This window comes from Paracoccus alcaliphilus (assembly GCF_028553725.1).
GTDB lineage: Bacteria > Pseudomonadota > Alphaproteobacteria > Rhodobacterales > Rhodobacteraceae > Paracoccus > Paracoccus alcaliphilus.
Genome location: NZ_CP067124.1, coordinates 1,041,987 through 1,065,763 on the forward strand (window position 1 = coordinate 1,041,987; position 23,777 = coordinate 1,065,763).

General features: G+C 64.7%; 22 protein-coding genes. 10 read left to right on the forward strand and 12 right to left on the reverse strand.

Features of this window, described 5'->3' with window-relative positions; translation table 11 throughout:
- Nucleotides 1-92 precede the first annotated feature (92 nt).
- Genes JHW40_RS05375 through JHW40_RS05400 form a run of 6 tightly spaced genes read left to right on the forward strand, consistent with a single transcriptional unit; the run spans nucleotide 93 to nucleotide 6,325 of the window.
- On the forward strand, nucleotides 93-1,295 hold the full coding sequence (locus JHW40_RS05375; RefSeq protein ID WP_090617736.1) for an ABC transporter substrate-binding protein: 1,203 nt from the start codon (nucleotides 93-95) through the stop codon (nucleotides 1,293-1,295).
- Between the two features lie 10 nt (nucleotides 1,296-1,305).
- Nucleotides 1,306-2,082 (forward strand): ABC transporter ATP-binding protein, encoded by a 777-nt coding sequence (locus JHW40_RS05380; RefSeq protein WP_090617734.1) that lies wholly within the window; start codon nucleotides 1,306-1,308, stop codon nucleotides 2,080-2,082.
- Nucleotides 2,079-2,783, forward strand: a complete 705-nt coding sequence (locus JHW40_RS05385) for an ABC transporter ATP-binding protein (protein ID WP_090617730.1) — start codon at nucleotides 2,079-2,081, stop codon at nucleotides 2,781-2,783. Before JHW40_RS05380 ends, JHW40_RS05385 begins: the two co-directional genes overlap by 4 nt.
- Before the next feature lies 1 nt (nucleotide 2,784).
- Nucleotides 2,785-3,672, forward strand: a complete 888-nt coding sequence (locus JHW40_RS05390; RefSeq protein ID WP_272849074.1) for a branched-chain amino acid ABC transporter permease — start codon at nucleotides 2,785-2,787, stop codon at nucleotides 3,670-3,672.
- Nucleotides 3,665-4,666, forward strand: coding sequence for a branched-chain amino acid ABC transporter permease (locus JHW40_RS05395; protein WP_419182460.1), 1,002 nt, complete (start codon nucleotides 3,665-3,667; stop codon nucleotides 4,664-4,666). The genes JHW40_RS05390 and JHW40_RS05395 overlap by 8 nt, the downstream gene beginning before the upstream one ends.
- A 60-nt stretch (nucleotides 4,667-4,726) precedes the next feature.
- Nucleotides 4,727-6,325 (forward strand): GMC family oxidoreductase, encoded by a 1,599-nt coding sequence (locus JHW40_RS05400; protein ID WP_090612093.1) that lies wholly within the window; start codon nucleotides 4,727-4,729, stop codon nucleotides 6,323-6,325.
- 47 nt (nucleotides 6,326-6,372) lie between these two features.
- Here JHW40_RS05400 and JHW40_RS05405 read toward each other — a convergent pair whose 3' ends face one another.
- Nucleotides 6,373-7,068, reverse strand: a complete 696-nt coding sequence (locus tag JHW40_RS05405; protein ID WP_244519181.1) for a cobalamin biosynthesis protein CbiX — start codon at nucleotides 7,066-7,068, stop codon at nucleotides 6,373-6,375.
- On the reverse strand, nucleotides 7,065-7,640 hold the full coding sequence (locus tag JHW40_RS05410; protein WP_090612090.1) for a DUF4202 domain-containing protein: 576 nt from the start codon (nucleotides 7,638-7,640) through the stop codon (nucleotides 7,065-7,067). The genes JHW40_RS05405 and JHW40_RS05410 overlap by 4 nt, the downstream gene beginning before the upstream one ends.
- 69 nt (nucleotides 7,641-7,709) lie before the next feature.
- Between JHW40_RS05410 and JHW40_RS05415 the strand changes: the two genes are divergently transcribed.
- A complete protein-coding gene (locus JHW40_RS05415; RefSeq protein WP_090612088.1) occupies nucleotides 7,710-8,231 on the forward strand; it encodes an NnrU family protein in 522 nt (173 codons plus the stop codon).
- Here JHW40_RS05415 and JHW40_RS05420 read toward each other — a convergent pair.
- From JHW40_RS05420 to JHW40_RS05435, 4 genes are all read right to left on the reverse strand, one after another.
- Nucleotides 8,228-8,872, reverse strand: a complete 645-nt coding sequence (locus tag JHW40_RS05420) for a response regulator transcription factor (RefSeq protein ID WP_090612086.1) — start codon at nucleotides 8,870-8,872, stop codon at nucleotides 8,228-8,230. The two genes, JHW40_RS05415 and JHW40_RS05420, sit on opposite strands and share 4 nt — an antisense overlap.
- 105 nt (nucleotides 8,873-8,977) lie before the next feature.
- The gene (locus tag JHW40_RS05425; RefSeq protein ID WP_090612083.1) at nucleotides 8,978-11,299 is read right to left on the reverse strand and encodes a cache domain-containing protein; all 2,322 of its coding nucleotides are present in this window, start codon (nucleotides 11,297-11,299) and stop codon (nucleotides 8,978-8,980) included.
- Nucleotides 11,300-11,640: 341 nt separating this feature from the next.
- The gene (gene ettA, locus JHW40_RS05430) at nucleotides 11,641-13,296 is read right to left on the reverse strand and encodes an energy-dependent translational throttle protein EttA (protein ID WP_090612080.1); all 1,656 of its coding nucleotides are present in this window, start codon (nucleotides 13,294-13,296) and stop codon (nucleotides 11,641-11,643) included.
- A 57-nt stretch (nucleotides 13,297-13,353) separates the two neighbouring features.
- Nucleotides 13,354-14,205, reverse strand: coding sequence for a sulfotransferase family protein (locus tag JHW40_RS05435; RefSeq protein ID WP_090612078.1), 852 nt, complete (start codon nucleotides 14,203-14,205; stop codon nucleotides 13,354-13,356).
- Nucleotides 14,206-14,361: 156 nt separating this feature from the next.
- Here JHW40_RS05435 and JHW40_RS05440 point away from each other — a divergent pair, with 156 nt between their 5' ends.
- Nucleotides 14,362-15,141 (forward strand): hypothetical protein, encoded by a 780-nt coding sequence (locus JHW40_RS05440; RefSeq protein WP_090612075.1) that lies wholly within the window; start codon nucleotides 14,362-14,364, stop codon nucleotides 15,139-15,141.
- A 4-nt stretch (nucleotides 15,142-15,145) separates the two neighbouring features.
- Here the strand turns inward: JHW40_RS05440 and rimO are convergent, their stop codons facing one another.
- The gene (gene rimO / locus JHW40_RS05445) at nucleotides 15,146-16,522 is read right to left on the reverse strand and encodes a 30S ribosomal protein S12 methylthiotransferase RimO (RefSeq protein WP_170851812.1); all 1,377 of its coding nucleotides are present in this window, start codon (nucleotides 16,520-16,522) and stop codon (nucleotides 15,146-15,148) included.
- A 350-nt stretch (nucleotides 16,523-16,872) separates the two neighbouring features.
- On the opposite strand from rimO, the gene JHW40_RS05450 reads away from it, so the two are divergent.
- A complete protein-coding gene (locus JHW40_RS05450) occupies nucleotides 16,873-17,352 on the forward strand; it encodes a hypothetical protein (RefSeq protein ID WP_090612070.1) in 480 nt (159 codons plus the stop codon).
- Between the two features lie 50 nt (nucleotides 17,353-17,402).
- Here the strand turns inward: JHW40_RS05450 and JHW40_RS05455 are convergent, their stop codons facing one another.
- From JHW40_RS05455 to JHW40_RS05470, 4 genes are all read right to left on the reverse strand, one after another.
- Entirely contained in the window at nucleotides 17,403-18,746 is a 1,344-nt protein-coding gene (locus JHW40_RS05455) for an esterase-like activity of phytase family protein (RefSeq protein WP_090612068.1), read from the reverse strand.
- Between the two features lie 100 nt (nucleotides 18,747-18,846).
- A complete protein-coding gene (locus JHW40_RS05460) occupies nucleotides 18,847-19,617 on the reverse strand; it encodes an ABC transporter permease (protein WP_090612065.1) in 771 nt (256 codons plus the stop codon).
- The gene (locus JHW40_RS05465) at nucleotides 19,614-20,558 is read right to left on the reverse strand and encodes an ABC transporter ATP-binding protein (protein WP_090612062.1); all 945 of its coding nucleotides are present in this window, start codon (nucleotides 20,556-20,558) and stop codon (nucleotides 19,614-19,616) included. The genes JHW40_RS05460 and JHW40_RS05465 overlap by 4 nt, the downstream gene beginning before the upstream one ends.
- A gap of 28 nt (nucleotides 20,559-20,586) precedes the next feature.
- Nucleotides 20,587-21,792: an MFS transporter gene (locus JHW40_RS05470; RefSeq protein WP_170851810.1), complete on the reverse strand. Its 1,206-nt coding sequence runs from the start codon at nucleotides 21,790-21,792 to the stop codon at nucleotides 20,587-20,589.
- Nucleotides 21,793-21,963: 171 nt separating this feature from the next.
- Here JHW40_RS05470 and soxR point away from each other — a divergent pair, with 171 nt between their 5' ends.
- Nucleotides 21,964-22,428 carry a redox-sensitive transcriptional activator SoxR gene (soxR, locus tag JHW40_RS05475; RefSeq protein ID WP_090612057.1) on the forward strand — a complete coding sequence of 155 codons (465 nt, stop codon included), beginning with the start codon at nucleotides 21,964-21,966 and terminating at the stop codon, nucleotides 22,426-22,428.
- Nucleotides 22,429-22,477: 49 nt separating this feature from the next.
- On the opposite strand, the gene JHW40_RS05480 is transcribed toward soxR, so the two are convergent.
- Nucleotides 22,478-23,746, reverse strand: a complete 1,269-nt coding sequence (locus tag JHW40_RS05480; RefSeq protein ID WP_090612054.1) for a 4-aminobutyrate--2-oxoglutarate transaminase — start codon at nucleotides 23,744-23,746, stop codon at nucleotides 22,478-22,480.
- Between the last annotated feature and the right edge of the window lie 31 nt (nucleotides 23,747-23,777).

A 23,777-nucleotide genomic window follows, 5' to 3' on the forward strand; every position in this document is an offset into this window, starting at 1 on the left:
AGACCTTCCGGGACATCAAGAGATATCCGGCTGTCTGTCACCGGCGCATCAGATGCCGGACGCGGGCTGCCCACCCCAGGGAGGAAACCTGAATGCGCAAGTTGCTTCTGTCCACGGTCTCGCTTGGCCTGCTGGCCGCCCCGGCGCTGGCCGAGATTTCCGATGGCAAGGTCAAGATCGGCATTCTGAACGACCAGTCCGGCGTCTATGCCGATTTCGGCGGGCGCTATTCCTATGAGGCCGCGCGGATGGCGGTCGAGGATTTCGGCGGCACGGTTCTGGATGCACCCATCGAGGTCATCACCGCCGATCACCAGAACAAGCCCGACATCGCCTCGAACATCGCCCGGCAATGGTATGACACCGAGCAGGTGGACACGATCATGGAGCTGACCACCTCGTCGGTGGGTCTGGCGGTGCAGGCGCTGAGCCAGGAAAAGCAGAAGATCACCATCAATACCGGCGCGGCGACGACGGAACTGACCGGCGAGCAATGTTCGCCCTATGGGTTCCACTGGGCCTATGACACCCATGCGCTGGCCGTGGGCACCGGCGGCGCGCTGGTGAAGGAAGGCGGCGACAGCTGGTATTTCCTGACCGCCGATTACGCCTTTGGTTATTCGCTGGAAGAAAATACCGGCGATTTCGTCAAGTCGCAGGGCGGTGAAGTGGTCGGCGCGGTGCGTCACCCGCTGGCCACCACGGATTATTCGTCATTCCTGTTGCAGGCGCAGGCCTCGGGCGCGAAGGTGATCGGGCTGGCCAATGCTGGTGCCGATACCCAGAACGCCATCAAGCAGGCGGCGGAATTCGGCATCACGCAGGGCGGTCAGCGTCTGGCGGCGCTGCTGTTCACGCTGGCCGAGGTGCATGGCATCGGCCCCGAGGCGGCGCAGGGCCTGACCCTGACCGAAAGCTTCTATTGGAACCGCACTCCGGAATCGCGCGAATTCGCGGAACGCTTCAAGGAACGTGCGGGGGTGATGCCGAACATGGTTCATGCGGGCACCTATTCCGCCGTGACCTCTTACCTGAAGGCGATCGAGGCGGCGGGCACCGACGAGACCGAAGCCGTCGCCGCCAAGCTGCACGAACTGCCGGTCGAGGATTTCTTTGCCGAAAGCGGCAAGGTCGCGCCGAATGGGCGGATGATCTCGGATGTCTATCTGCTGGAGGTGAAGGCCCCGGGCGACATCACCGAGGAATGGGACTATTTCAACGTGCTGGCGACCATCCCCGGTGACGAGGCCTATCTTGATCCTGCGGCCAGCGGCTGTTCGCTGGTTGGCGGTTGAAGGCGGGGCGATGACGGCTTCTGCGGCTGCACAGTCCGGTCCGCGGGTGGTTCTGACCGCCCGCGGTCTGGGCAAGGATTTCGCCGGGTTCAAGGCGGTGAACAATGTCGATCTGGATGTGCGCCACGCGCAGATCCATGCGCTGATCGGGCCGAACGGCGCCGGCAAGACGACGGTGTTCAACCTGCTGACCAAGTTCCTGCAACCCACGCGGGGCCGGATCGAACTGCTGGGCACCGACATCACCCGCACGAAGCCCGACAAGGTGGCGCGGATGGGGCTGGTGCGGTCGTTCCAGATCTCGGCGGTGTTTCCGCATCTGACGGTGCTGGAAAACGTCCGCGTCGCCTTGCAGCGGCCCGGCGGGCTGTCAACGCAGTTCTGGCGGCCGCTGTCCTCGCTGGACCGGCTGAACGGCCGCGCCGATCAGCTGATCGACGATCTGGGGCTGTCTGAATACCGCGATGCCCGCGCCGCCGACCTGTCCTATGGCCGCAAGCGGGTGCTGGAGATCGCCACCACCCTGGCGCTGGAGCCGCAGGTGCTGCTGCTGGACGAGCCGATGGCCGGCATGGGCCAGGAGGACGTGCGCATGGTCGCGGGCATTATCCGCGACGTGGCGCAGGACCGCGCCGTGCTGATGGTCGAGCATAACCTGAACGTGGTCGCCGATATCTGCGACCATGTCACCGTGCTGCAACGCGGAGAGATCATCGCCAGCGGCGATTACGCCCGGGTCTCGGCCGATCCGCGGGTGCGCACCGCCTATATGGGAAATGAGGAATGAACGCGCCGCTTCTGGACGTGGCCGGGCTGCAGGCCTGGTATGGCGAAAGCCATGTGCTGCATGGCGTCGATCTGCATGTCGATGAAGGCGAGATGATCTGCATCCTGGGCCGCAACGGCATGGGCAAGACCACCACCCTGCGCACGATCATGGGGATCCTGCGCAAGCGTCAGGGCCGGATCACCTTTGCCGGGCGGGACATGATGTCGCTGCCGCTGCACAGGACCGCCCGCACCGGGCTGGGCTTCGTGCCCGAGGAACGCGGCATCTTCGCGACGCTCTCGGTCGAGGAGAACCTGCTGCTGCCGCCGAAGGTGGCCGAGGGCGGGATGTCTGTGGCCGAGATCTATGAGCTGTTTCCGAACCTGTCGGAACGGCGCAATTCGCAGGGCACCAAGCTGTCGGGGGGCGAACAGCAGATGCTGGCGATGGCGCGGATCCTGCGCACCGGCGCGCGCTGCCTGCTGCTGGACGAGCCGACCGAGGGTCTGGCCCCGGTCATCATCAACGCCATCGGCGACGTGCTGCGCAAGCTGAAGGGACGCGGCATGACCGTGGTGCTGGTGGAACAGAACTTCCGTTTCGCCGCCAAGGTCGCGGACCGCTTCTATCTGATGGATCACGGGCGGATGGCGGCCGAGTTTCCGGTCTCGGACCTGCCGGCGCAGATGGACATGCTGCATCGGGAACTGGGGGTGTGACATGACGATGATCTTCGGCATTCCGGTTCAGGCCCTGATGGGACAGCTGCTGGTCGGGCTGATCAACGGGTCCTTCTATGCGCTGCTGAGCCTTGGCCTTGCGGTCATCTTCGGCCTGCTTCGGGTGATCAACTTCGCCCATGGCGCGCAATACATGCTGGGCGCCTTTACCGCGCTGCTGCTGCTGACGGTGGGGGGCGTGAACTACTGGTTCGCGCTGATCCTGGCGCCGCTGCTGGTGGGCCTGTTCGGGGCCATCGTGGAACGCACCATGCTGTCGCGGCTCTATAAGCTGGACCACCTTTACGGGCTGCTGTTCACCTTCGGGCTGGCTTTGGCGATCGAGGGGACGTTCCGTTACTTCTATGGCGCCTCGGGCAAGCCCTATGCGGCGCCGGGGGCGCTGACCGGGGCGGTCAATCTGGGCTTCATGTTCCTGCCGATCTATCGCGGCTGGGTGGTGGTGGCCTCGATGGTGGTCTGTTTCGCGGTCTGGTTCATGATCGAGAAGACCCGGCTGGGCGCCTATTTGCGCGCCGCGACCGAGAACCCGGTGCTGGTCCAGAGCTTCGGCATCAACGTGCCCTTGCTGCTGACGCTGACCTATGCGCTTGGCGCCGGGCTGGCGGGTTTCGCGGGGGTGCTGGCGGCGCCGGTCTATCAGGTCAGCCCGCTGATGGGGTCGAACCTGATCATCATCGTCTTCGCGGTGGTGGTGGTCGGCGGCATGGGCTCGATCCTCGGCGCCATCGTTACCGGCTATATGCTGGGCGTGGTCGAGGGGCTGACCAAGGTCTTCTATCCCGAGGCCTCGAATATCGTGATCTTCGTCATCATGGCGATCGTGCTGATCCTGCGCCCCGCGGGCCTTTTCGGAAAGGATGTGTGACATGGCAGGCAATTCCCAGGCTGTCACCACCGGGGCCGTCCATGCGCGCTCCGGGCAGATCAGGATCGCCTTTCTGGCCGTCGCGCTGATCGCGCTGGTGCTGGCGCCGCAGTTTCTCTATCCGATCTTCCTGATGAAGCTGTTGTGCTTCGGCCTGTTCGCGGCGGCCTTCAACCTGCTGCTGGGCTATACCGGCCTGCTGTCCTTCGGCCATGCGACCTTCTTTGGCGGGGCGGCCTATTTCACCGCCCATGCGGTCAAGGTCTGGGGCTGGTCGCCCGAGGCGGGGATCCTGCTGGGCGTTCTTGGCGCGGCGGCGCTGGGGCTGGTGATGGGGGCCATCGCGATCCGCCGTCAGGGGATCTATTTCGCGATGATCACGCTGGCCTTGTCGCAGATGTTCTTCTTCTTCTGCCTGCAGGCCGGCTTTACCCATGGCGAGGATGGCATCCAGTCGGTGCCGCGCGGGCGGCTGTTCGGGATCATCAACCTGAACGACACGATGAACATGTATTTCTTCGTGCTGGCGGTGTTCATCATCGGGCTGCTGATCATCTGGCGCTTCATCAATTCGCCCTTCGGGATGATCCTGAAATCGATCCGCGAGAACGAGCAACGCGCGATCTCGCTTGGCTATTCGGTCAGCCGCTACAAGCTGGGGGCCTTCGTGATGTCGGCGGCGCTGACCGGGCTGGCGGGGGGCGTCAAGGCGCTGGTCTTTCAGTTCGCGACGCTGACCGACGTGCAATGGCAGATGTCGGGCGAGGTGATCCTGATGACGCTTCTGGGTGGCATCGGCACGCTGACCGGCCCGGTCTTCGGCGCCGGCCTGGTGGTGACCTTGCAGAATTACCTCGCGACCTCGGATTTCCCGGTGACGATCATCACCGGCGTCGTCTTCATGGTCTGCGTGCTGCTGTTTCGCCGGGGACTGGTGGGCGAATTCTTCGCCAGCAAAATCGGAAGAAAACTCGGCTTCCGGACAGACTCGTGAAAATAAAAAACTGAGCGGAAAAAAGGCCGCAACCGGCCCGGTCCTGCGTGGAGTGTTGCTATGGAAAGCTATGATTACATCGTGATCGGGGCGGGCAGCGCGGGTTGTGTGCTGGCCAATCGTCTGTCCGCCGATCCGGCCACGCGGGTGCTGCTGCTGGAGGCGGGCGGGCGCGACAATTACCACTGGATCCATATCCCGGTCGGCTATCTCTATTGCATCGGCAATCCGCGCACCGACTGGGGTTTCCGGACCGAGCCAGAGCCGGGGCTGAACGGCCGGGAGCTTGGCTATCCGCGCGGTCGGGTGCTGGGCGGTTGTTCGTCGATCAACGGCATGATCTATATGCGCGGGCAGGCGGCGGATTACGATCACTGGCGGCAGCTGGGCTGCACCGGCTGGGGCTGGGACGACGTGTTGCCGCTGTTCAAGGCGCAAGAGGATCACTATCGCGGTGCATCCGACGCCCATGGCGCGGGCGGTGAATGGCGGGTGGAAAAGGCCCGCGTGCGATGGGCGGTGCTGGATGCCTTTCTGGATGCGGCCGAGCAGGCGGGCATCCCGCGCACCGAGGATTTCAACAAGGGCGACAACGAAGGCGGCGGCTATTTCGATGTGAACCAGCGCTCGGGCATCCGCTGGAACACCGCCAAGGCCTTTCTGCGCCCCGCGCGCGCACGCCCCAACCTGCGCATCCTGACCGGCGCGCAGGCCGAGCGGCTGGTCATCGAGGAAGGCGAGGTTCGCGGCGTCGTCTTCCATCACGAGGGAAGCCGCAAACAGGTCCGCGCCACCCGCGAAACCGTCCTGTCGGCCGGTGCCATCGGCTCTCCGCATCTGTTGGAGCTGTCGGGCATCGGCCGGGGCGAGGTCTTGCAGGCAGCGGGCATCACCCCGCAGGTCGAGGTGCCGGGCGTGGGCGAGAACCTGCAGGACCATCTGCAATTGCGGCTGGTCTATAAGGTCACCGGCGTGCCGACGCTGAACGAAAAGGCCTCGCGACTGATGGGCAAGGCGGCGATCGGGCTGGAATATCTGCTGAAACGCTCGGGCCCGATGTCGATGGCGCCCAGTCAGGTGGGGATCTTCACCCGCTCTGGCCCCGACAAGGCGACGGCGGATCTGGAGTTTCACGTCCAGCCGGTCAGTCTGGACAAGTTCGGCGACCCGGTTCACCCGTTTCCGGCGATGACCGCCTCGGTCTGCAACCTGCGGCCCGAAAGCCGGGGCTCGGTCCATGTGAAGGGCCCGGATTTCCGCGCCCATCCGGCGATCCGCCCGAATTATCTGTCCACGCCGGGCGACCGGCAGGTGGCGGCCAGCGCCATCCGGCTGGCCCGCAATATCGCCGCGCAACCGGCTTTTGCCTGTTTCGATCCGCAGGAATATCTGCCCGGCCCCGCCTTCCAGACCGAGGAAGAGCTGATCTCGGCCGCGGGCAATATCGGCACCACGATCTTTCACCCGGTCGGTACCTGCCGGATGGGCACGGACGATCAGGCGGTGGTCGATCCCCGGCTGCGTTTCCGCGCGCTGGGGCGATTACGCATCGTCGATGCTTCGGTAATGCCGACGATTACCAGCGGCAACACCAATTCACCCACCATCATGATCGCGGAAAAGGCGTCGCGGATGATGCTGGAGGACGCCAGACCCTGACGCGCCGGTTCATTGCTTCAGCCGTAAACGCTGGCATGGGTTTTGTATTACTCCAAGCTTAAAATGTATTTGCGGATGGCGGCGGCGATCAGGCCGGGAACTTCGGGGGCAAGCCCGATGGGATCAAGGCGCGCGCCGGTAAATCCGGCCTTGTCCAGCGCCGTGGGCAGGTCGTCCAGCACATGATCGGCTTGCAGGGCGAACAGCGGCAGGCTGACGGCGCGGCTCAGCCCCCGCGCGGCATCGGCGATGAACGGGGGCTGTTCAACAAAGCCGGTGACGGTGCGGGCGAAATGCGGCGCGATCTGGGCGGCCAGCGCCGAGGTGATGGTAAAGCTGGCCTGTGAACGCCCCGAGCCGTGGGCGGTCAGCAGCAGCGTGGTGTCCTTTGGCTGCCAGCCCTGGGCGATGGCGGCGGCATGGGCCTTGGCGACGATCAGGCCGGGCAGGGCGGGGTCGGTGCCGAAGGGGCGCAGGATGCGGGCGCGGGGGGCACCCGCCTGCACCAGACGGCGCGGCAGTTCGGTGCCGGTGAACCAGCCCTCGGCCATGAACATCGGATAGATCAGGCTGTCGTCATCCGCGACCGAGGCCAGTGCGCCGGGCATGGCCAGCGTCGCGCCGTGAACCGCGATGCCGGGATCCGCATGGGCGACGGTGGCCGCCAGAGCCTCTATGGCCTGCTGCTGCGGGCCGGGATCGCCGGGCTGTCCGTGCGAGACGATGACGGCGTTGCGGATCATGCGTCGCGGAAATATTGCGCAAAGACCGGCGGCATGGCGAAGTCCTGCAAGGCGCGGGCGCGGGCCGTGGCGGACATCTTGCGGGCGGTTTTCTCGATGATCCGCTCCATCCGGTCGTCGGGCTGTTCGGCGGCGAAATCGCCCAGATACCAGCGGATGAAGGTGAAGCAGGCGACATCCTCCAGCGCCTGCACCTCGTCGTCGCGCTTGATGCCCTGTTTGGTCAGCATCCGGCGGGCGTGGTCGATATCATCGGCATCATAGCCCGCGTCAGCCATGATCCCCGCCACCCGTTCGGCATGGCGGCGGCCCTGTTCCTGCCGCCATTGCAGATAGCCCGCCCGATCCATCGGATAAGCGTTGCGCGGCAGCATCCAGCGCTCGATATGCTGGCCCCGGCAGGCGATGCGCAGCGGTTCCGAGGCGTCGGGATACAGAAGCTGCTGCTGATCGGTCATCCGCTGACCATAGAGCAACGCGGCGGGCTGGCCGTCCTCTTGCGTCGGGTCCTTGGCGTTGGCGGCGTCGATGGCCGCAAAAGCTGCGGGCAGGCCGGGGGCTGGCTGGGTCATGGCACTCTCCTGTTTTGTCGCACCTTCACCCGCTGGCGTGTTGCGCTGCAAGCGGCTATCGCTTGGGGTATGGGTGGATGGGTCGAATATCTGGCGGCATCGGCCGCGTTTCTGGGCGCGCATGTGATCCCGGCGATGCCGCGTATCCGGGGCTGGCTGGTCGCGCATCTGGGGCGGCGGGCCTATCTGGCCGGGTTCAGCCTGCTGTCGGTCATGCTGCTGGCATGGCTGATTCGGGCGGCAGGGCAGGCGCCCTATGTCGCGCTGTGGGATGCGGGCAATGGCGGGCGCTGGCTGATCAATCTGGCGATGCCGCTGGCGATCCTGTCGGGCTGTCTGGCGCGCGGGCTGTCGGGGCTGGTGCTGGCTTTCGCGATCTGGGCCGGGGCGCATCTGCTGGTGAATGGCGATCTGGCCCATGCCGGGCTGTTCGGCGGGATGCTGGCCTTCGCGCTGACCGGGCTGGCGCGTTCGGGCCTGCCGTCGCAGTTCCGTCCGACCGTCCCGAGGCTGGGGCTGGCGCTGCTGATCTGGGCAGGGTTCCTGCATCTGCATCCGCTGGTGATCGGTGCCTCGCCGCTGCCGTTCTAGCCTTCGCCGACGCAAAGCCGGTCCAGATCGGTGCGCCGGGCCATATCGACCAGTTCCACGACCGAGCTGATCTCCAGCTTTTCCAGAATCCGCGCCCGGTGGTGATCGACGGTGCGCGGACTGATATCCAGCCTGCGCCCGATATCCTTGCTGGAAATCGCCGAGGGGTCCGCAAGGATCAGCCGCACGATCTCCAGTTCCCGCGCCGTCAGCCGGCCAAAGCGGTCCAGCAGCCTGCGGTTCTGCGCGTCCGTTTCGGCCTGATTGCGGGCCAGTTCCAGCGCCGCCTCGATCCGTTCGATCAGCACCGTCTGGCGAAAGGGCTTTTCCAGAAAGTCGATCGCGCCGCGTTTCACCGCCTGCACCGATTCCGGCACGCCGCCGTGGCCGGTGATGAAGATGATCGGCAGCCCGTGCCCGGACTTCAGCAGATGGTCCTGCAATTGCAGCCCGGTCATGCCCGGCATCCCCTGATCGAGGATCAGACAACCCGGCCTGCCGCCGTCATAGGCGTCAAGAAAATCCTGTGCCGAGGCAAAGCTTTGCACGTCATATCCGCGCTTGCCCAGGGCCCGCGACAGTGACCCGCGGATGGCGTCGTCGTCATCGACGATAAAGACCGTATGCGGCCGTTCAGTCATGGGCACCCTCCTTGAAGGTGGCGCGACCGACGCCGGACCGGCAGGGAGGTTCCAGCCCGGTCACGAGTCGTTTTGCCTCAACCCTCTGCATTCCGTATAGAATTGTCACGCGATTTTGGCAAAAGGTAAGGTGAACCGGAAGCAGGCGCCACCGGTGACCTGCGGGTCCTGCCACAACTGGCCGCCATTCGCCTCGACCATCGTGCGGCAGATCGACAGGCCCAGACCCATGCCGTCGGGTTTGGTGGTCTCGAACCGGCTGAACAGCTTGACCCCCTCGGCCACCCCCGGCCCGCTGTCGTGAACCGAGACCTGCAAGGCCCCATCGACGGGCAGGGCCGAAACGGTGACGCGGCCCGCGCCGCCGGGATTTTCCGAGGCGATGGCCTCGATGGCGTTGCGCAGCAGGTTGACGATCACCTGCGCGACCTGAATGCGGTTGGCCTCGACCATCGGCGGCTGACCCAGATCGGCGATGATCGAGACCCCGGCCCGATGCGCCTCGGGCTGCACCAGCCGCTGGGTCTGCTCGAACAGCTCCACGAAGCTGAACCTGTGACGCGCCCCGCCATCCTTGAGGATGAAGCCGCGAAGCGCGCGGATGATGTCGGCGGCGCGATGCGATTGTTGCTCGATCTCGGTCAGGATTTCGCGCAGTTCCGGGTCGTGATCGGCGTCCTGTTCCAGAATCAGCCGGGCGGTATCGGCATCCTGCGCGATGACGGCCAGCGGCTGGTTCAGTTCGTGCGCCAGACCGGCGGCCATCTGGCCCATCGTGTTGCCCCGCGCCAGATGCGACAGATCGCTGTTGAGCTGCGAGATCTGGGCCTCTTTCTCTTTGCTTTCGGTCACGTCGTCCAGCGTCAGCACCGCATGCAGCGGCCTGCCGTCATGGTCGCGGATGACGATGGCGTTCAGCGTCACGCAGATCGCGCTGCCATCCTTGCGCTGGAACCATGCCTCTTGCGTGGTGGCAAAGGATTCGTCCAGCGCCCCGGCATCCAGCGCCAGCGACAGGTTGCTGCCCGGCTGCACCAGATCGGCGATGCGCATGTCCTTCAGCTCGTCCGCGCCATAGCCCATCATCGCGCAAAGCTGGGCATTGACGCGCAGGAACCGCCCGCTGGCCCAGTCCGTCTGCGCCATCCCGCGCGAGGACAGATCGAAGGTCTGGCCATATTCCTGTTCGGTTTTTTTGCGCGCCACGATCTGCTGGACCAGCGTTTCATTGGCATGGGCCAGTTCGCGATAAGTGCTCGGCTGCGGCTCGGACGGGTCGATTTCCCCCTGAGAGATCAGCGCCGAGCGGACGGCGAAGGCCTTGACCGGCTGGTGGATGAACTCTGCCAGCAGCAGCCCGACCAGTCCGGTGATGATGGCCACGACGGCGGCGATCCACAGGTTTTCCGTCCGGTTGCGCTTGATGACGCCGGTAAAGTCGTCCTCGGGGGCATAGACGGCGATGGTCCAGGGCAGGATCTCGCTGATGATCGGCATCAGGGTCGAGACATAGACCGCGCCGTTATGGGTGAACTGGAAAGGCCGTTCCGAGCCGACAAGGAAATCGAAATCAGGCTCGGCATCGGTATCGCCAAAGGCGGCGCGGGCGATCGGGTCCTCGATCTCGTTGATGCTGGTAAAGCGCAGGGTGCCGTCGCTGTCGCGGGTCTTGATCAGTTCCGGCTGGGGGTGGGCGATGACGTCGCCGTTGCGGTTGATGATCAGCGCCTTGCCGGTATTGCCGATCTTCAGCCGCGCCAGAAAATCCGAAATGTCGCTGATCTCGATATCCACGCCGACGACGCCCCGGATGCCACCCTCACCGTTCAGCACCGGCGCGGCCAGCGTGATGCCGGGCTGTTGCGACGAAAAGAAGATATAGGGGTCGGTCCAGATCGTCCCCAGCGTATCGCGGGCGCGTTCATACCAGGGCCGGGTGCGCGGGTCGAAGGTGTCTGCGGGATCGGTTTCCCGGGTGATGAAATTGAACTTATTGTCGCGCCAGATCATTTCGACATGCCGGCGCGGACCATCGACGATCACGAATTTCGTGCGGAACGGGCCGGGGCCGTCGCTGCGCATGACATAGATGAAATCGCCATTCTCGCTGCCGTAATACAACCCGGCGAACTGCGGCGCCAGTTGCAGCTGCTGGAACAGCAACTGTTCCAGCGCGCGATGGTCGTCGCTGGCCACGATATGGTTCTGCGCCAGCCGCGCCGCCAGTTCCGCCGCCCCGCGGGCCGGGTTCAGAAAGCCCTTGGAATGTTCGATGGTGTTGAAGCCGACATCGCTGAGCAGGCCGCGCGCATGGTCCATCAGCGCCCGTTCCGAGGTCAGATAGGACGAGAACACGATCGCCAGAACCGCAATGAATTGCAGCCCCGCCAGACCGATTGCCAGCATTGCCCCCAGCGAGTTCCTCATGGCCTTGATCCTTCGCAGGCAGGTCCGGCCGCGCGGGCCGGGACGGAGCTAGGCAGAATTGCCTAGGTAATCACACCAATTTACGCACAGCTTCCGATTGGGCACAAAGGAGTCAATCGGATCGGACGACAGATCTGGATGTGTTTTAACAAGTTATACCCCGCTGCAGGTACCGTATCCTTCGGTCTGATTCTGACCAAAGACCTGTAGCACGATTTGAACAAGATACTTTTAATGCGCTGGCATGTCGGGTTGTCCTGACATGCCAGTTTTTTTTGTTGTCGTGACGGTAGTTGTCGCGGTTGTCGCGGCGGCTGGCGCGAACCAGCCGCCATCAACCCTCAGCGGGTGAATTTCTTGTATTTGACGCGCTTGGGTTCGATGGAATCGGGCCCCAGACGGCGCACCTTGTCGGCCTCATAGGCCTCGAAGTTGCCCTCGAACCACTCGACATGGGCATCGCCTTCAAACGCAAGAATATGCGTGCAAAGACGGTCGAGGAAGAAGCGGTCGTGGCTGATGATGACCGCGCAGCCGGCGAAATCTTCCAGCGCGGCTTCCAGCGCCTGAAGCGTCTCGACATCCAGATCGTTGGTCGGTTCGTCCAGCAGCAGCACGTTGCCACCGGATTTCAGCAGCTTGGCCATATGGACGCGGTTGCGTTCACCGCCCGACAGCTGGCCCACCTTCTTCTGCTGGTCGCCGCCCTTGAAGTTGAAGGCGCTGCAATAGGCGCGGCTGTTCATCTGTGCGTCGCCCAGCACGATCTGTTCGGCGCCGCCGCTGATTTCCTCCCACACGGTCTTGTCGGCGGCCAGCGCATCGCGCGACTGATCAACATAGGATAACTGCACCGTGTCACCCAGCGTGATGCTGCCCTCATCGGGCTGTTCCTGCCCGGTCAGCATGCGGAACAACGTCGATTTACCGGCGCCGTTCGGGCCGATCACGCCAACGATGCCGCCGGGCGGCAGGGCGAAATCAAGGTTCTCGATCAACAGCTTGTCGCCCATGGCCTTTTTCAGCCCCTCGACCTCGATCACCCGGTTGCCCAGACGTTCGCCGTTCGGGATGATGATCTGGGCGCGCGCCAGCTTTTCGCGCTCGGACTGACCGGCCAGTTCGTTATAGGCGTTGATCCGGGCCTTCTGTTTGGCCTGACGGGCCTTGGCACCGGCGCGGATCCATTCCAGTTCGCGCTCCAGCGTCTTTTGCTTGGCCTTGTCCTCGCGGGCCTCCTGCTCCAGTCGTTTGGCCTTCTGTTCCAGCCATGCGGAATAGTTGCCCTCGTAGGGGATGCCCCGGCCGCGATCCAGTTCCAGAATCCAGCTGGTGATGTCGTCGAGGAAATAGCGGTCGTGGGTCACGGTCAGGATCGTGCCCGGATATTCGATCAGGTGCTTTTGCAGCCAGGCGATGGTTTCCGCGTCAAGGTGGTTGGTCGGTTCGTCCAGCAGCAGCATGTCGGGCGCCTCAAGCAGCAGCTTGCACAGCGCCACCCGGCGGCGTTCACCGCCCGACAGGCTTTCGACATCGGCATCGTCGGGCGGGCAGCGCAGGGCCTCCATCGCGACATCGATCTGGCTGTCCAGATCCCACAGGTTTTCCGCGTCGATCTGGTCCTGCAACGCGGCCATCTCCTCGGCGGTTTCGTCCGAGTAGTTCATCGCCAGTTCGTTATAGCGGTCCAGCTTGGCCTTTTTCGCGGCCACACCCAGCATGACGTTTTCGCGCACGTTCAGTGACGGGTCCAGTTGCGGTTCCTGCGGCAGATAGCCGACGGTCGCGCCCTTGGCCGCCCATGCCTCGCCCGAGAAATCCTTGTCGAGGCCGGCCATCACGCGCAGCAGCGTCGATTTACCGGCGCCGTTGACGCCGACCACGCCGATCTTGACGCCCGGCAGGAAGTTCAGGCGGATATTTTCAAAAACCTTCTTGCCGCCGGGATAGGTCTTGGACACGCCGTCCATGTGATACACGAACTGATAGGACGCCATCGGAATCTCCTGAAATCTTTAGCTGCTATGTAGGCGAAACGACGCGGGCTGAAAAGGTCAGCGGATTTCGGCGGTAAAGGCCTCGCCCATATGGTCCGCCAGAAAGTCCAACTGCGGTTGCAGCCGCCTGTTCAGCGCCTCGATCGCCTCGGGCGGCGGGTTCAGCCCCGCGGGCGAGGCAAAGACCTTCTGGCGCAGGTTCATATAGGGGAAGGGACCGATCCCCAGATAGGCCTCGACCTGATCCATCACCGCGCCGGGATCGCGGGCGATGCGGCCGAAGGGCAGGATCAGCATGTCGGGATAGCGTTCGCGCCAGCGCGGCAGATAGCTGGCGTAATCGCCGCGGTCGAACAGCACCGGGTTCCCGACCTCGGCCATCCAGTCGGCGACCGTGGCGGGCGTGCGCTTTTCGCGGCGCAGGTTCATGCGCAGTTGCGACACCGCCCGGTCAACCGGATGCCGGATCAGATAGATGATCCGGGCCTTCGGCAGGAATTTCGCGACGTAATCCACGCCCTCGGGCGGCAGGGTCGAATATTCCGGCGTGAAATCCATCGGTTGCGCGATGGCGGGGGCGGGGGCGAAGATGCGTTTATACCACTGGTTATGGAACATCTTGCCGCTGATGATCCGGTCCAGATAGGCGTCCAGTTCCGGCGGCAGCGGGATGTTGCGGCGCTTGTGGCGTTCGCGCACCTCTTGCGGCTTGTTGCGGTAATGCCAGCCGATCCAGCGGCGATGCTCGGGGATGAACAGGTGGTTGAAATACTGGACTTCCTTGAAGGGCGGGATCCAGATCTGCGGATGCTGGCCCAGCATCTGCGCCAGCCACGAGGTTCCTGCCTTCTGCGCGCCGATCCCCAGAATTTCGGGTTTGCGCGGCTGGCCGTCGGGGTCCCAGTTCATCCGTTCCGCTCTGCCTGTGTTGGTGTCTGCCCGGCCTTCCTAGGTCAGCGATCCGGCAAATGAAAGCCGCCCGGCCGATTTCCGCGCGGCTGGACCGTGGACAGAGCCTTGCGGTTTCGATTAGCTTGGATTCCGACCAGAATGGGGACTGAGGCCATGGCCACCGCCAGTGACATCTATCGGCGCCACCATCTGACGCCGCCGCAAAGCTGTTCGACGCATATCGACAAGATCGCCAGCCTGTCGCGCCATATGGCCGCGATGGAAGAAACGCATCGGGAACTGATGCTTGTTCAGGACCGGCTGGATTTCGCCAACAAGGCCTATACCTTCGCGCGGCTGGTCAAGGATACCTGCGTCGGATTTCTGGAACTGGCAGGCGCCATCGGCGGTCCGCAGGCAGCGCGGGTTTCAGGGCTGGCGACAGCGGCGGTGGATACGGCGCAATCGGCATCCGAGGTCGCGCATGGTCAGGCCGATACGGCCGAGGTCGTGCGCCGGTCGCTGGGGACGCTGAACTCGATGGGCGAATCGGGGCCGGGCGGGACCTTCATGCGCATGAAGATCCAGCAGGGCATGGATATCGAGAAGATGGCCAACGACATCCGCAACGCCGAATCCCGCAGCGAGGCGCAGCGGCGCTTTATCAACGGCATGTTCCAGACTCTGGCCAATACCGTCGCCAGCATGGCCGAACTGGCGGAAAACCAGACCCTTGGCCGGGCGGTGGCGCTGGTGAAGGCGGTGCAGAACTATCGCTCGTCGCTGAATGACAGCTTCGATCAGCGGATTCAGACCGAATACGACATTGCCAGCGCAAGACAACGCTATCTGGCCAATAATGCCGAATTCATGCGCCGCGCGCGCAACGACCTGAATGAGGCAATGGACTTGCTGAACGCCTGTCAGGGGCGCGAGGTGCGGCCTCAGCGGTAAGCCGTTACAGCCGCCCCCAGAGGTCGTATTCCCCGGCCTCGTCCACGGTCACGGTGACGATATCGCCGGGGCTCAGCGCCTCGAATCCCTGATCGATGAACAGGTTGCCGTCGATTTCCGGTGCGTCGGCCTTGGTCCGGCAGGTGGCGCCCTGATCGTCAACCTCGTCCACGATCACCTCGATACGGGTGCCGACCTTGGCCGCCAGCTTGGCCTCGGAGATCGCCTGCGCCTTCTGCATGAACCGTTCGAAACGGTCCTGCTTGACGTCATCGGGCACATGGTCGGGCAGGTCGTTGGCGCGGGCGCCGCGGACGTTTTCATATTGGAACGCGCCGACGCGATCCAGCTGCGCCTCGTCCAGCCAGTCCAGCAGGGTCTGGAACTCTGCCTCGGTCTCGCCCGGATAGCCGACGATGAAGGTCGAGCGCAGGGTGATCTCCGGGCAGATCGCCCGCCATGCCGCGATCTCGTCCAGCGTCTTTGCCGCTGCGGCGGGCCGGGCCATGCGGCGCAGGGTCTCGGGGTGGGCGTGCTGGAACGGGATATCCAGATAGGGCAACACAAGGCCATCCGCCATCAGCGGGATCAGCTCGCGCACATGCGGATAGGGATAGACGTAATGCAGCCGCACCCATGCGCCCAGACCGCCCAGATCGCGGGCCAGATCGGTGATATGGGCGCGGTGGCCGCGTTCCGTCTCGAATTTCCGGTCCACGCCATAGGCGCTGGTATCCTGGCTGATCACCAGCAATTCGCGCACCCCGGCGGCGACCAGCTTTTCAGCCTCCCGGACCACGGCATGGGCCGGGCGGCTGACCAGACGCCCGCGCATGTCGGGGATGATGCAGAATTTGCATTTGTGGTTACAACCCTCGGATATCTTGAGATAGCTGTAATGGCGCGGGGTCAGGCTGACGCCGCTGGCGGGCAGCAGGTCGATGAACGGATCGGGCGAGGGCGGCACGCTGGAATGTACTGCGTCCAGCACCGATTCATATTGATGCGGGCCGGTGACGGCCAGAACCCTGGGATGGGCGCCGGTGATGTATTCGGGTTCCGCCCCCAGACAGCCGGTCACGATGACGCGGCCGTTTTCGCGGATGGCCTCGCCGATGGCATCCAGCGATTCGGCCTTGGCGCTGTCCAGAAAGCCGCAGGTGTTCACGATCACCGCATCGGCGCCCTTGTAATCGGGGCTGATCGCATAGCCCTCGGCCCGCAGGCGGGTCAGGATGCGTTCGCTGTCCACCAGCGCCTTGGGGCAGCCCAGGGAGACCATGCCGATGGTCGGCTGGCCGTCGCGGCGGTCGCCCGGATTGTCGGCGGGGATGCGGGCGCGCGCGAGGTCGGGGCGCAGGTCTGGCGGGTTGGCTTGCATCCGGCGCAAATAGGTGATTCGGTCCCGCCAGAAAAGAGGTTCCGTAGGCCCGGCATGCGAATTCCGCAGGCGCAGGGCTGGAAAACGACAACCCCCGGCGGGAAAATCTGCTGACGATCGCGTGACCGCGCCGCCGCCGGCCTTTTCCCGGCCCACCGATGCGGCAATATGGGGACCATGAAAAAGATTGTCGGATGGATTATGGTCGCGATGATTCTGGGCTCGATGCTGCTGGCGGATCTGGCGCTGGCAGCCGGGGGCGGGATTGGCTGAGGGCTGGCGGGCCGGTCCGGCCGTGATATCCCTGAATGTGATGTTTCCCTGATCCGTTTTCCCGGAAAGTCCCGCGCATGAGCCATTTGACCCTTCGCCTGATCCTGCCGCTGGTTGCGGTGCTGATCGCCGCCGCGCCCCTGCCCGGACAGGCCGAGATCGTCCAGCGCGGCCAGTTCATCGACGTGTCGAACAATCGCGGCGGCAATGTGATGCAGATGGTGCGCACGCGCGAGCAGTTGGCGCGGTCGGGCAAGACGGTACGGATCCGGGGCTATTGCCGGTCGGCCTGCACCATCCTGATTACCATGCCGAATGCCTGTCTGGGCCCGAAGGCGCGGATCGGCTTTCACGCGCCACGCCTGCCCGGCACGCAGATCATCCCGCCCTATGTCGATCAGATCATGGGCAGCTTTTATCGGGGCGGCATCCGCGACCGCTGGTTCGGCGGCTGGAACCGGTCCCATCAGATGAACGTGATCTCGGCCAGCGATTATGTCCGCCTGGACCCGCAGACGAAGATCTGCGACAGCCTGCAAACCGGACGGCGCGGCTGACGCATGTGACAGCCCCGCAGCCGGGATGATGGCTGCGGGGCGTGCCGCCCTTATTCGGCGGCCAGCAGTTCCGGCACCGACAGCAGGATGAATTCGTTATCCGCCGCGCGCCCGATCTCTCGCCCGCCCGAGAAGGGCAGGTTGTTGTCATTGGCGACGATGATATGGGTGTCATCGACGCGGGCCACATCCTCGATGGTGAAGAAGGGGAAGGTGAAATTGCCCTCGGCGGGCTTCAGCCCCTCCAGCGCCTTGCCGTCCGGGTCGGCGATGTCCAGCAGGTCAATATGGCCGATGCGGCGGATATAGCCTTCCTCGTCCATGCTGGCGGTATCGACCAGCACCACATTCTTGACCAGCGCGGGCTGCGGATAGCAATCGGCCTGATCGGTCGCGCCTTCGGCGCAGGCAAGGGCGGCGTCGCCTTCGCCGTTGTCACGCTCGATCACCAGCGCGCGGGTGTCGTCGATGAAGTTGAAATCGCCGATAGCGGTCGCGCCTTCGGACAGCGCAAAGCGGAAGCTGTCACCGGTCCAGTCGGCATTGGCGGTGTCGAAGGTGATGACGCGCAGGAAATCGCCCTCGGTCCCGCCGCCTTCGACCAGCAGCGGCTTTTCCATCATCGCCCACAGCAGATCGGTGCCGGGTTGCAGCGCCATGCCCTCATACCCGCCCGAGCGTTGAACGCGGAAATCCGCGCCGGGCTGGGCCGGAACCACGGTGCCGGGCGTGTCGGGTCCGGTCAGGGCCGCGCCGTCCAGCATGGTCTGATGCACCGACAGGATGCGGCCATCGCGGGCCACGCGCAGGATGAACGGGCCGAATTCGTCGCCGATCCAGATCTCGTCGTTCAGGAACTGGATGCTTTCGGGGTCGAAATCCGCGCCGGTCAGATAGCGCAAGTCGGTGCCCTCATTGGCGATGCGGAACGGCACCTTGCCGTCGGGATCACGCAGGAACACGGTCTCCAGACGTTCGACCCTGCCGGTTTCGAAATCGGGGGCCAGACGGTGGAAGAACAGCATCGCGTCGGGGCTGTTCACCTTGTTGCCAAAGCCGTTATCGGTCAGGGCGAACCAGCTGCCGTCCTCGTCGCGGTTCATCGCCAGACCCGACATGCCCTGCACCGGCTGGCCGATGAAGGGCAGCGAGATCCCGGTCTTGTGGCCGCCATAAGCCGCGCCGACATCGCCCTCGACGCTCATCGGGGCATCGTTTCGGGCCGGCCCGGTGAACTTGCCCGACACCCAAAGATCGCGCGGCGCGTCGGCCGGCGGCGTCACCAGCGTATGGGCGGGCAGAACGGCATGACCGGCCAGCGTGGCCGGAAAGGTCTGTTCCGCCGCGACGGGGGTTGCGATGAAACAGGCAAGTATCGCCAGATTGCGACGCATGGACAGGCTCCTTGGAAAGCAGATGATCCGCACCTGCTAAGGCGTCCATGTGACGGTGATGCGGCAGTCATGTGGCAAGTTCGTGACCGCCGCCAAGGCGTCATTCCCGCAGCCGCCAGCCCGTCGCAAAGATCCAGCGGATGATGGCAAGGCAGACCACGATCATGATCCCGACCGCCACCAGCGACACCCCCACCGGCACATCTGCCAGCCCGAAGAACGACCAGCGAAAGCCCGAGATCAGGTAAAGCACCGGGTTCAATTTGGCCACCGCCTCCCAGAAGGGGGGCAGCATGCTGGCCGAATAGAAGGCCCCGCCCAGAAAGACCAGCGGCGTGATGACCATCATCGGCACCAGCTGCAACTGCTCGAACGTGCGCGCCCAGAGGCCGAGGATGAAGCCCAGCAGGCTGAACCCCAAGGCCGTCAGGAACAGGAAGGCCAGCATCCAGAACGGGTGCAGGATATGCACGCCGACGAAGAAGAAGCTGGTCAGCAGGATCACCAGTGCGATCAGGATCGCCTTGGCCGCCGCCGCGCCGACAAAGCCCATGGTCACCTCGATCCAGCCCACCGGCGAGACGAGATATTCATAGATGGTGCCGCTGAATTTCGGGAAATAGATGCCGAAACTGGCATTGCTGACCGATTGCTGAAGGATGGTCAGCATCATCAGCCCCGGCACGATGAAGGCGCCGTAAGCCACACCCTCGACCGACTGGATGCGCCCGCCGATGGCCGCGCCGAAGACGACGAAATACAGCACGGTCGAGACCACCGGCGACAGCAGCGATTGCATGATGGTGCGGAAGAACCGCATCATCTCGTGATGGAAGATGGCCCAGATCCCGGCCCAGTTGACGCTGTTCATGCGGTCTCCTCCTCGTGCTGCGGTTCCGATACCAGCGACATGAACACCTCTTCCAGGTTGGACTGGCGTGTGGACACGTCGCGCACCGTCACCCCGGCGCGTGCCAGATCGCCGATCAGCCGGGCGATGCCGGTCCGTTCGGCGCGTGTGTCATAATCATAGGACAGCGCCCGGCCATCCGCCGACAGCCGCAATTCGCGCCCCTCCAGTTCAGGGGGGATCTGCGACAGCGGCGTGTCCAGTTCGATCGTCAGGGTCTTCTTGCCGAATTCGCCCATCAGTTCCGCCGTCGGCTTGATCAGCAGCAGTCGCCCGCGGTCGATGACGCCAATGCGGTCGGCCATCTCTTCGGCCTCTTCCAGATAATGCGTGGTCAGGATGATGGTGACGCCATCGCGGCGCAACTGCTCGACCACCTGCCACATCTCGCGGCGCAGGGCCACGTCCACGCCCGCCGTCGGCTCGTCCAGAAACAGCACCTTGGGCCGGTGCGCCAGCGCCTTGGCGATCAGCACCCGCCGCTTCATCCCGCCCGACAGTTCTTTGGTGGGGGTGTCGCGCTTGTCCCACAGCGCCAGGCTGCGCAGCACCTGTCCGATCCAGGCATCGTCCGACCCTTCGCCATAAAGGCCACGGGTAAAGCGGACGCTGTTCATCACCGTCTCGAAGGGTTCCAGCGCGATTTCCTGCGGCACCAGCCCGATCAGCCTGCGTGCCGCGCGCCAGTCGGTGGCGATGTCATGGCCGCCGACGCGAACTGCGCCGCCGGTCGGCACGACAAGCCCGCAGATGATCGAGATCAGCGTCGTCTTGCCCGCGCCATTGGGGCCCAGCAGGGCGATGATCTCGCCCTCCTCGATGGTCAGGCTGACATCGTTCAGCGCCTTCGTGCCGCCGCGATACTGTTTCGACAGGTTCTCGATTTCGATGATGGCGGCCATGATGGTCTCCTTGTCGGGGCGCGGGCGGTCAGCCCTTGCGCGGCGGATGGGCAGGGACGCTGCCGGGCTGGCGGCGCATGGTCAGGAACAACAGCGCACCCAGCACCACATAGCTGACCGCAGCCACATGGAAGGCACCGGAATAGCCCAGATAGGTAACCAGAGGCTGCGTTGCCAGTGGCGACAGGAACTGCCCCAGAAAAATCGCCGAAGTGATGATGCCCGACACCGTCCCACGGCGATGGGCGGGGGTCACGTTCAGCGCGGTGGTCACGAAGGCGGGCATGGTCAGCCCCAGCCCCGCGCCGTTCAGCGCGGCAAAGCTCATCTGCGTGACCATGGTCTGGGCCTCGGCCATGCCCCAGAACCCGGCGGCCAGCAGCATGAAGCCGGTGACCGGCGTGCCGACCCGGCCCAGCCAGCGCCGCAGCGGACCCGAGGCCACCGACAGCACCGCCGCCGCCAGCATCGTGGCGCCCAGCACCAGCCCGGCCTGTTGCGGCTGGTCCAGCCCGACCGAGGCCATCAGATAGGGCAGCTGCGTCGGCACCGCGTAATACATCACGAAGGTCGCCCCCGCCGCCACGGCCATCAGCCCGACATTCAGCTGCCAGCCCGGCTCGGCAGGCGCGCGCGGCTCGCCCAGGATGCCGTCATGGATGGTGCGGGCCGGTTCGTGCAGGCAGCGAAGGGCGGGCAGGATCAGGATCAGGCCCAGCCCATAGATGGCAAAGGGCAGGCGCGGATCATGTGCCGCCATCGCCCCGGCGGCGGTGACAAAGATCAGCCCGCCCAGATTGACCGCCGCCATCTGATAACCCATCAGCCGCGCCCGCACCGGCCCCTCATAGTAATCGCCGATCAGCGCCGCCTGCGCGGTCATGATGCAGGCGACCCCCAGCCCCAGCGCCAGCCGGCTGGCCAGAATCGCCTCCAGCGAGCCCAGATAAAGCCCCGCCGTGCCCGCCACCGAAAACAGCACCAGCCCCCAGCACAGCGGCCTGATCCGCCCGATCCGGTCGGTAATCGACCCCGCGATCGGCGCGGTGATCGCCACCAGCAAGGACGGCGCGGTAATCAGCAACCGGGTCATCAGCGCCGCATCGGGATTGGCGGCAAACATCTGCTGCAACCCCGGCAAGGCGGGCGTGATCGTCGCATTCGACATGATCGTCAGCATCGCCGCAGCCATCAGCACCCAGATACGGCGATCGCGCAGAACCGGATCCATCATGCCCTCCACTCCCTTCGCAGGGACCGCGCCAGCGCGCATATCCGGTAATTCCGCCATGTCACATTCCTTGCGTTTTGCTTGTCGGAATGCGACCCTACGGCCTCAAGCATGGTTGAGGACAAGGCAAAAGTGTCCAATAAAATCAATTCAACGCCTCCTTCGACGCCCTATATGTCGGTTGGCGCCCTGTCCCGCCGCAGCGGGATCGCGGTCTCTGCCATCCATTATTACGAACGCGAGGGGCTTCTGCGCGCCACCCGGAACTCAGCAAATCACCGTCGCTACAACCGCGCCAGCCTGCGCATTCTGGCCATCATCAAGGCCGGTCAGCGCGCCGGTCTGCCACTGTCCGAAATCCGCACCGCCCTTGGCCCGGCCCTGTCGGGCGATCCGCTTGGCCGCGAGGAATGGCGGCGGATCTCGGAAGGGTGGCGCGATGATCTCGATCAGCGGATCGAGACCCTGAAGCGTGTCCGCGACCGTCTCAGCATCTGCATCCGCTGCGGCTGTCTGTCGCATGAGCTGTGCCGGATGTTCAACCCCGAGGATGCCGCCGCCGCCGAAGGCCCCGGCGCCCCCGGCCTCGAGGCCGACCTGCCGCCCCGCCCCGACGCAGCCGCACCCTCGCACTCCTGAAAAATACCTTCCGGGGGTCCGGGGGTGGAAAACCCCCGGTCCTGCCGTCTCATCCCCGCGCCGCCAGCAGCGATTCGTCCAGAATCCCCATCGCTTCCTCGAACACCTCGTCGGGAATGGTCAGCGGCGCAAGAAAGCGGACGACATTGCCATGCACGCCGCAGGTCAGCAGGATCAGCCCGCGCGCCAGGGCCTCTTCGCGCACACGACCGGCGAAATCGGGGGCGGGGCTGTCGGTGCCGGGCAGGTTGAACTCGACCGCGTTCATGAAGCCGGGGCCGCGGATATCGACGATCTCGGGCACCTGATCGCGGATCGCGGCCAGACGCTGCTTCAGCCTCTGGCCCAGCCGGATGGCGCGGTCGCACAGCCCCTCTTCCTCGATCACGTCCAGAACCGCATGGGCGGCCGCCACCCCCAGCGGATTGCCTGCATAGGTGCCGCCCAAGCCCCCCGGATTGGGGCTGTCCATCACCTCGGCCCGGCCGGTGACGGCGCTGATCGGCAGACCGCCGCCCAGACCCTTGGCCATGGTCACCAGATCGGCGGCCACGCCGTGATGCTCCATCGCGAACAGCTTGCCGGTGCGGGCAAAGCCGGTCTGCACCTCATCGGCGATCAGCAGCATGCCGAACTTGTCGCAGATGCCGCGCAACTGCTCCATGAAGCCCGGCGGCACCTCATAGAAACCGCCCTCGCCCTGAACCGGCTCGACGATGATGGCGGCCACGCGCTCGGGTGACAGATCGGCCTTGAACAGCCGGTCCAGCGCCTTCAGCGCGTCCTCGGCGCTCACTCCATGCAGCGGGTTCGGGAAGGGCAGGTGCCAGATATCGGGCATCATCGGCCCGAAACCCGCCTTATAGGGCTGAACCTTGCCGGTCAGCGCCATGCCCATGAAGGTGCGGCCATGAAACCCGCCGGCAAAGCTGATGATGCCCGGCCTGCCGGTGGCGTGACGGGCGATCTTGACGGCGTTTTCCACCGCCTCGGCGCCGGTCGTGGCAAAGATGGTCTTTTTGGCGAAATCGCCCGGCACCAGCGCGTTCAGCCGCTCGGCCAGCGCGACATAGCTCTCATAGGGCACGACCTGATGACAGGTATGGGTGAATCGGTCCAGCTGGGCGCGCACGGCCTCGATCACCTTCGGATGGCGGTGACCGGTATTCACCACCGCGATCCCGGCGGCAAAGTCGATATAGCGGTTGCCGTCCTTGTCCCAGATCTCGGCATTTTCGGCGCGGTCGGCATAGATCTGCGTGGTCATCCCGACACCGCGCGAAATGGCGGCATCCTTGCGGGTGGTCAGATCGGTCATGGCGTCTCTCCTGTCCTGATGCAGGTGGGGA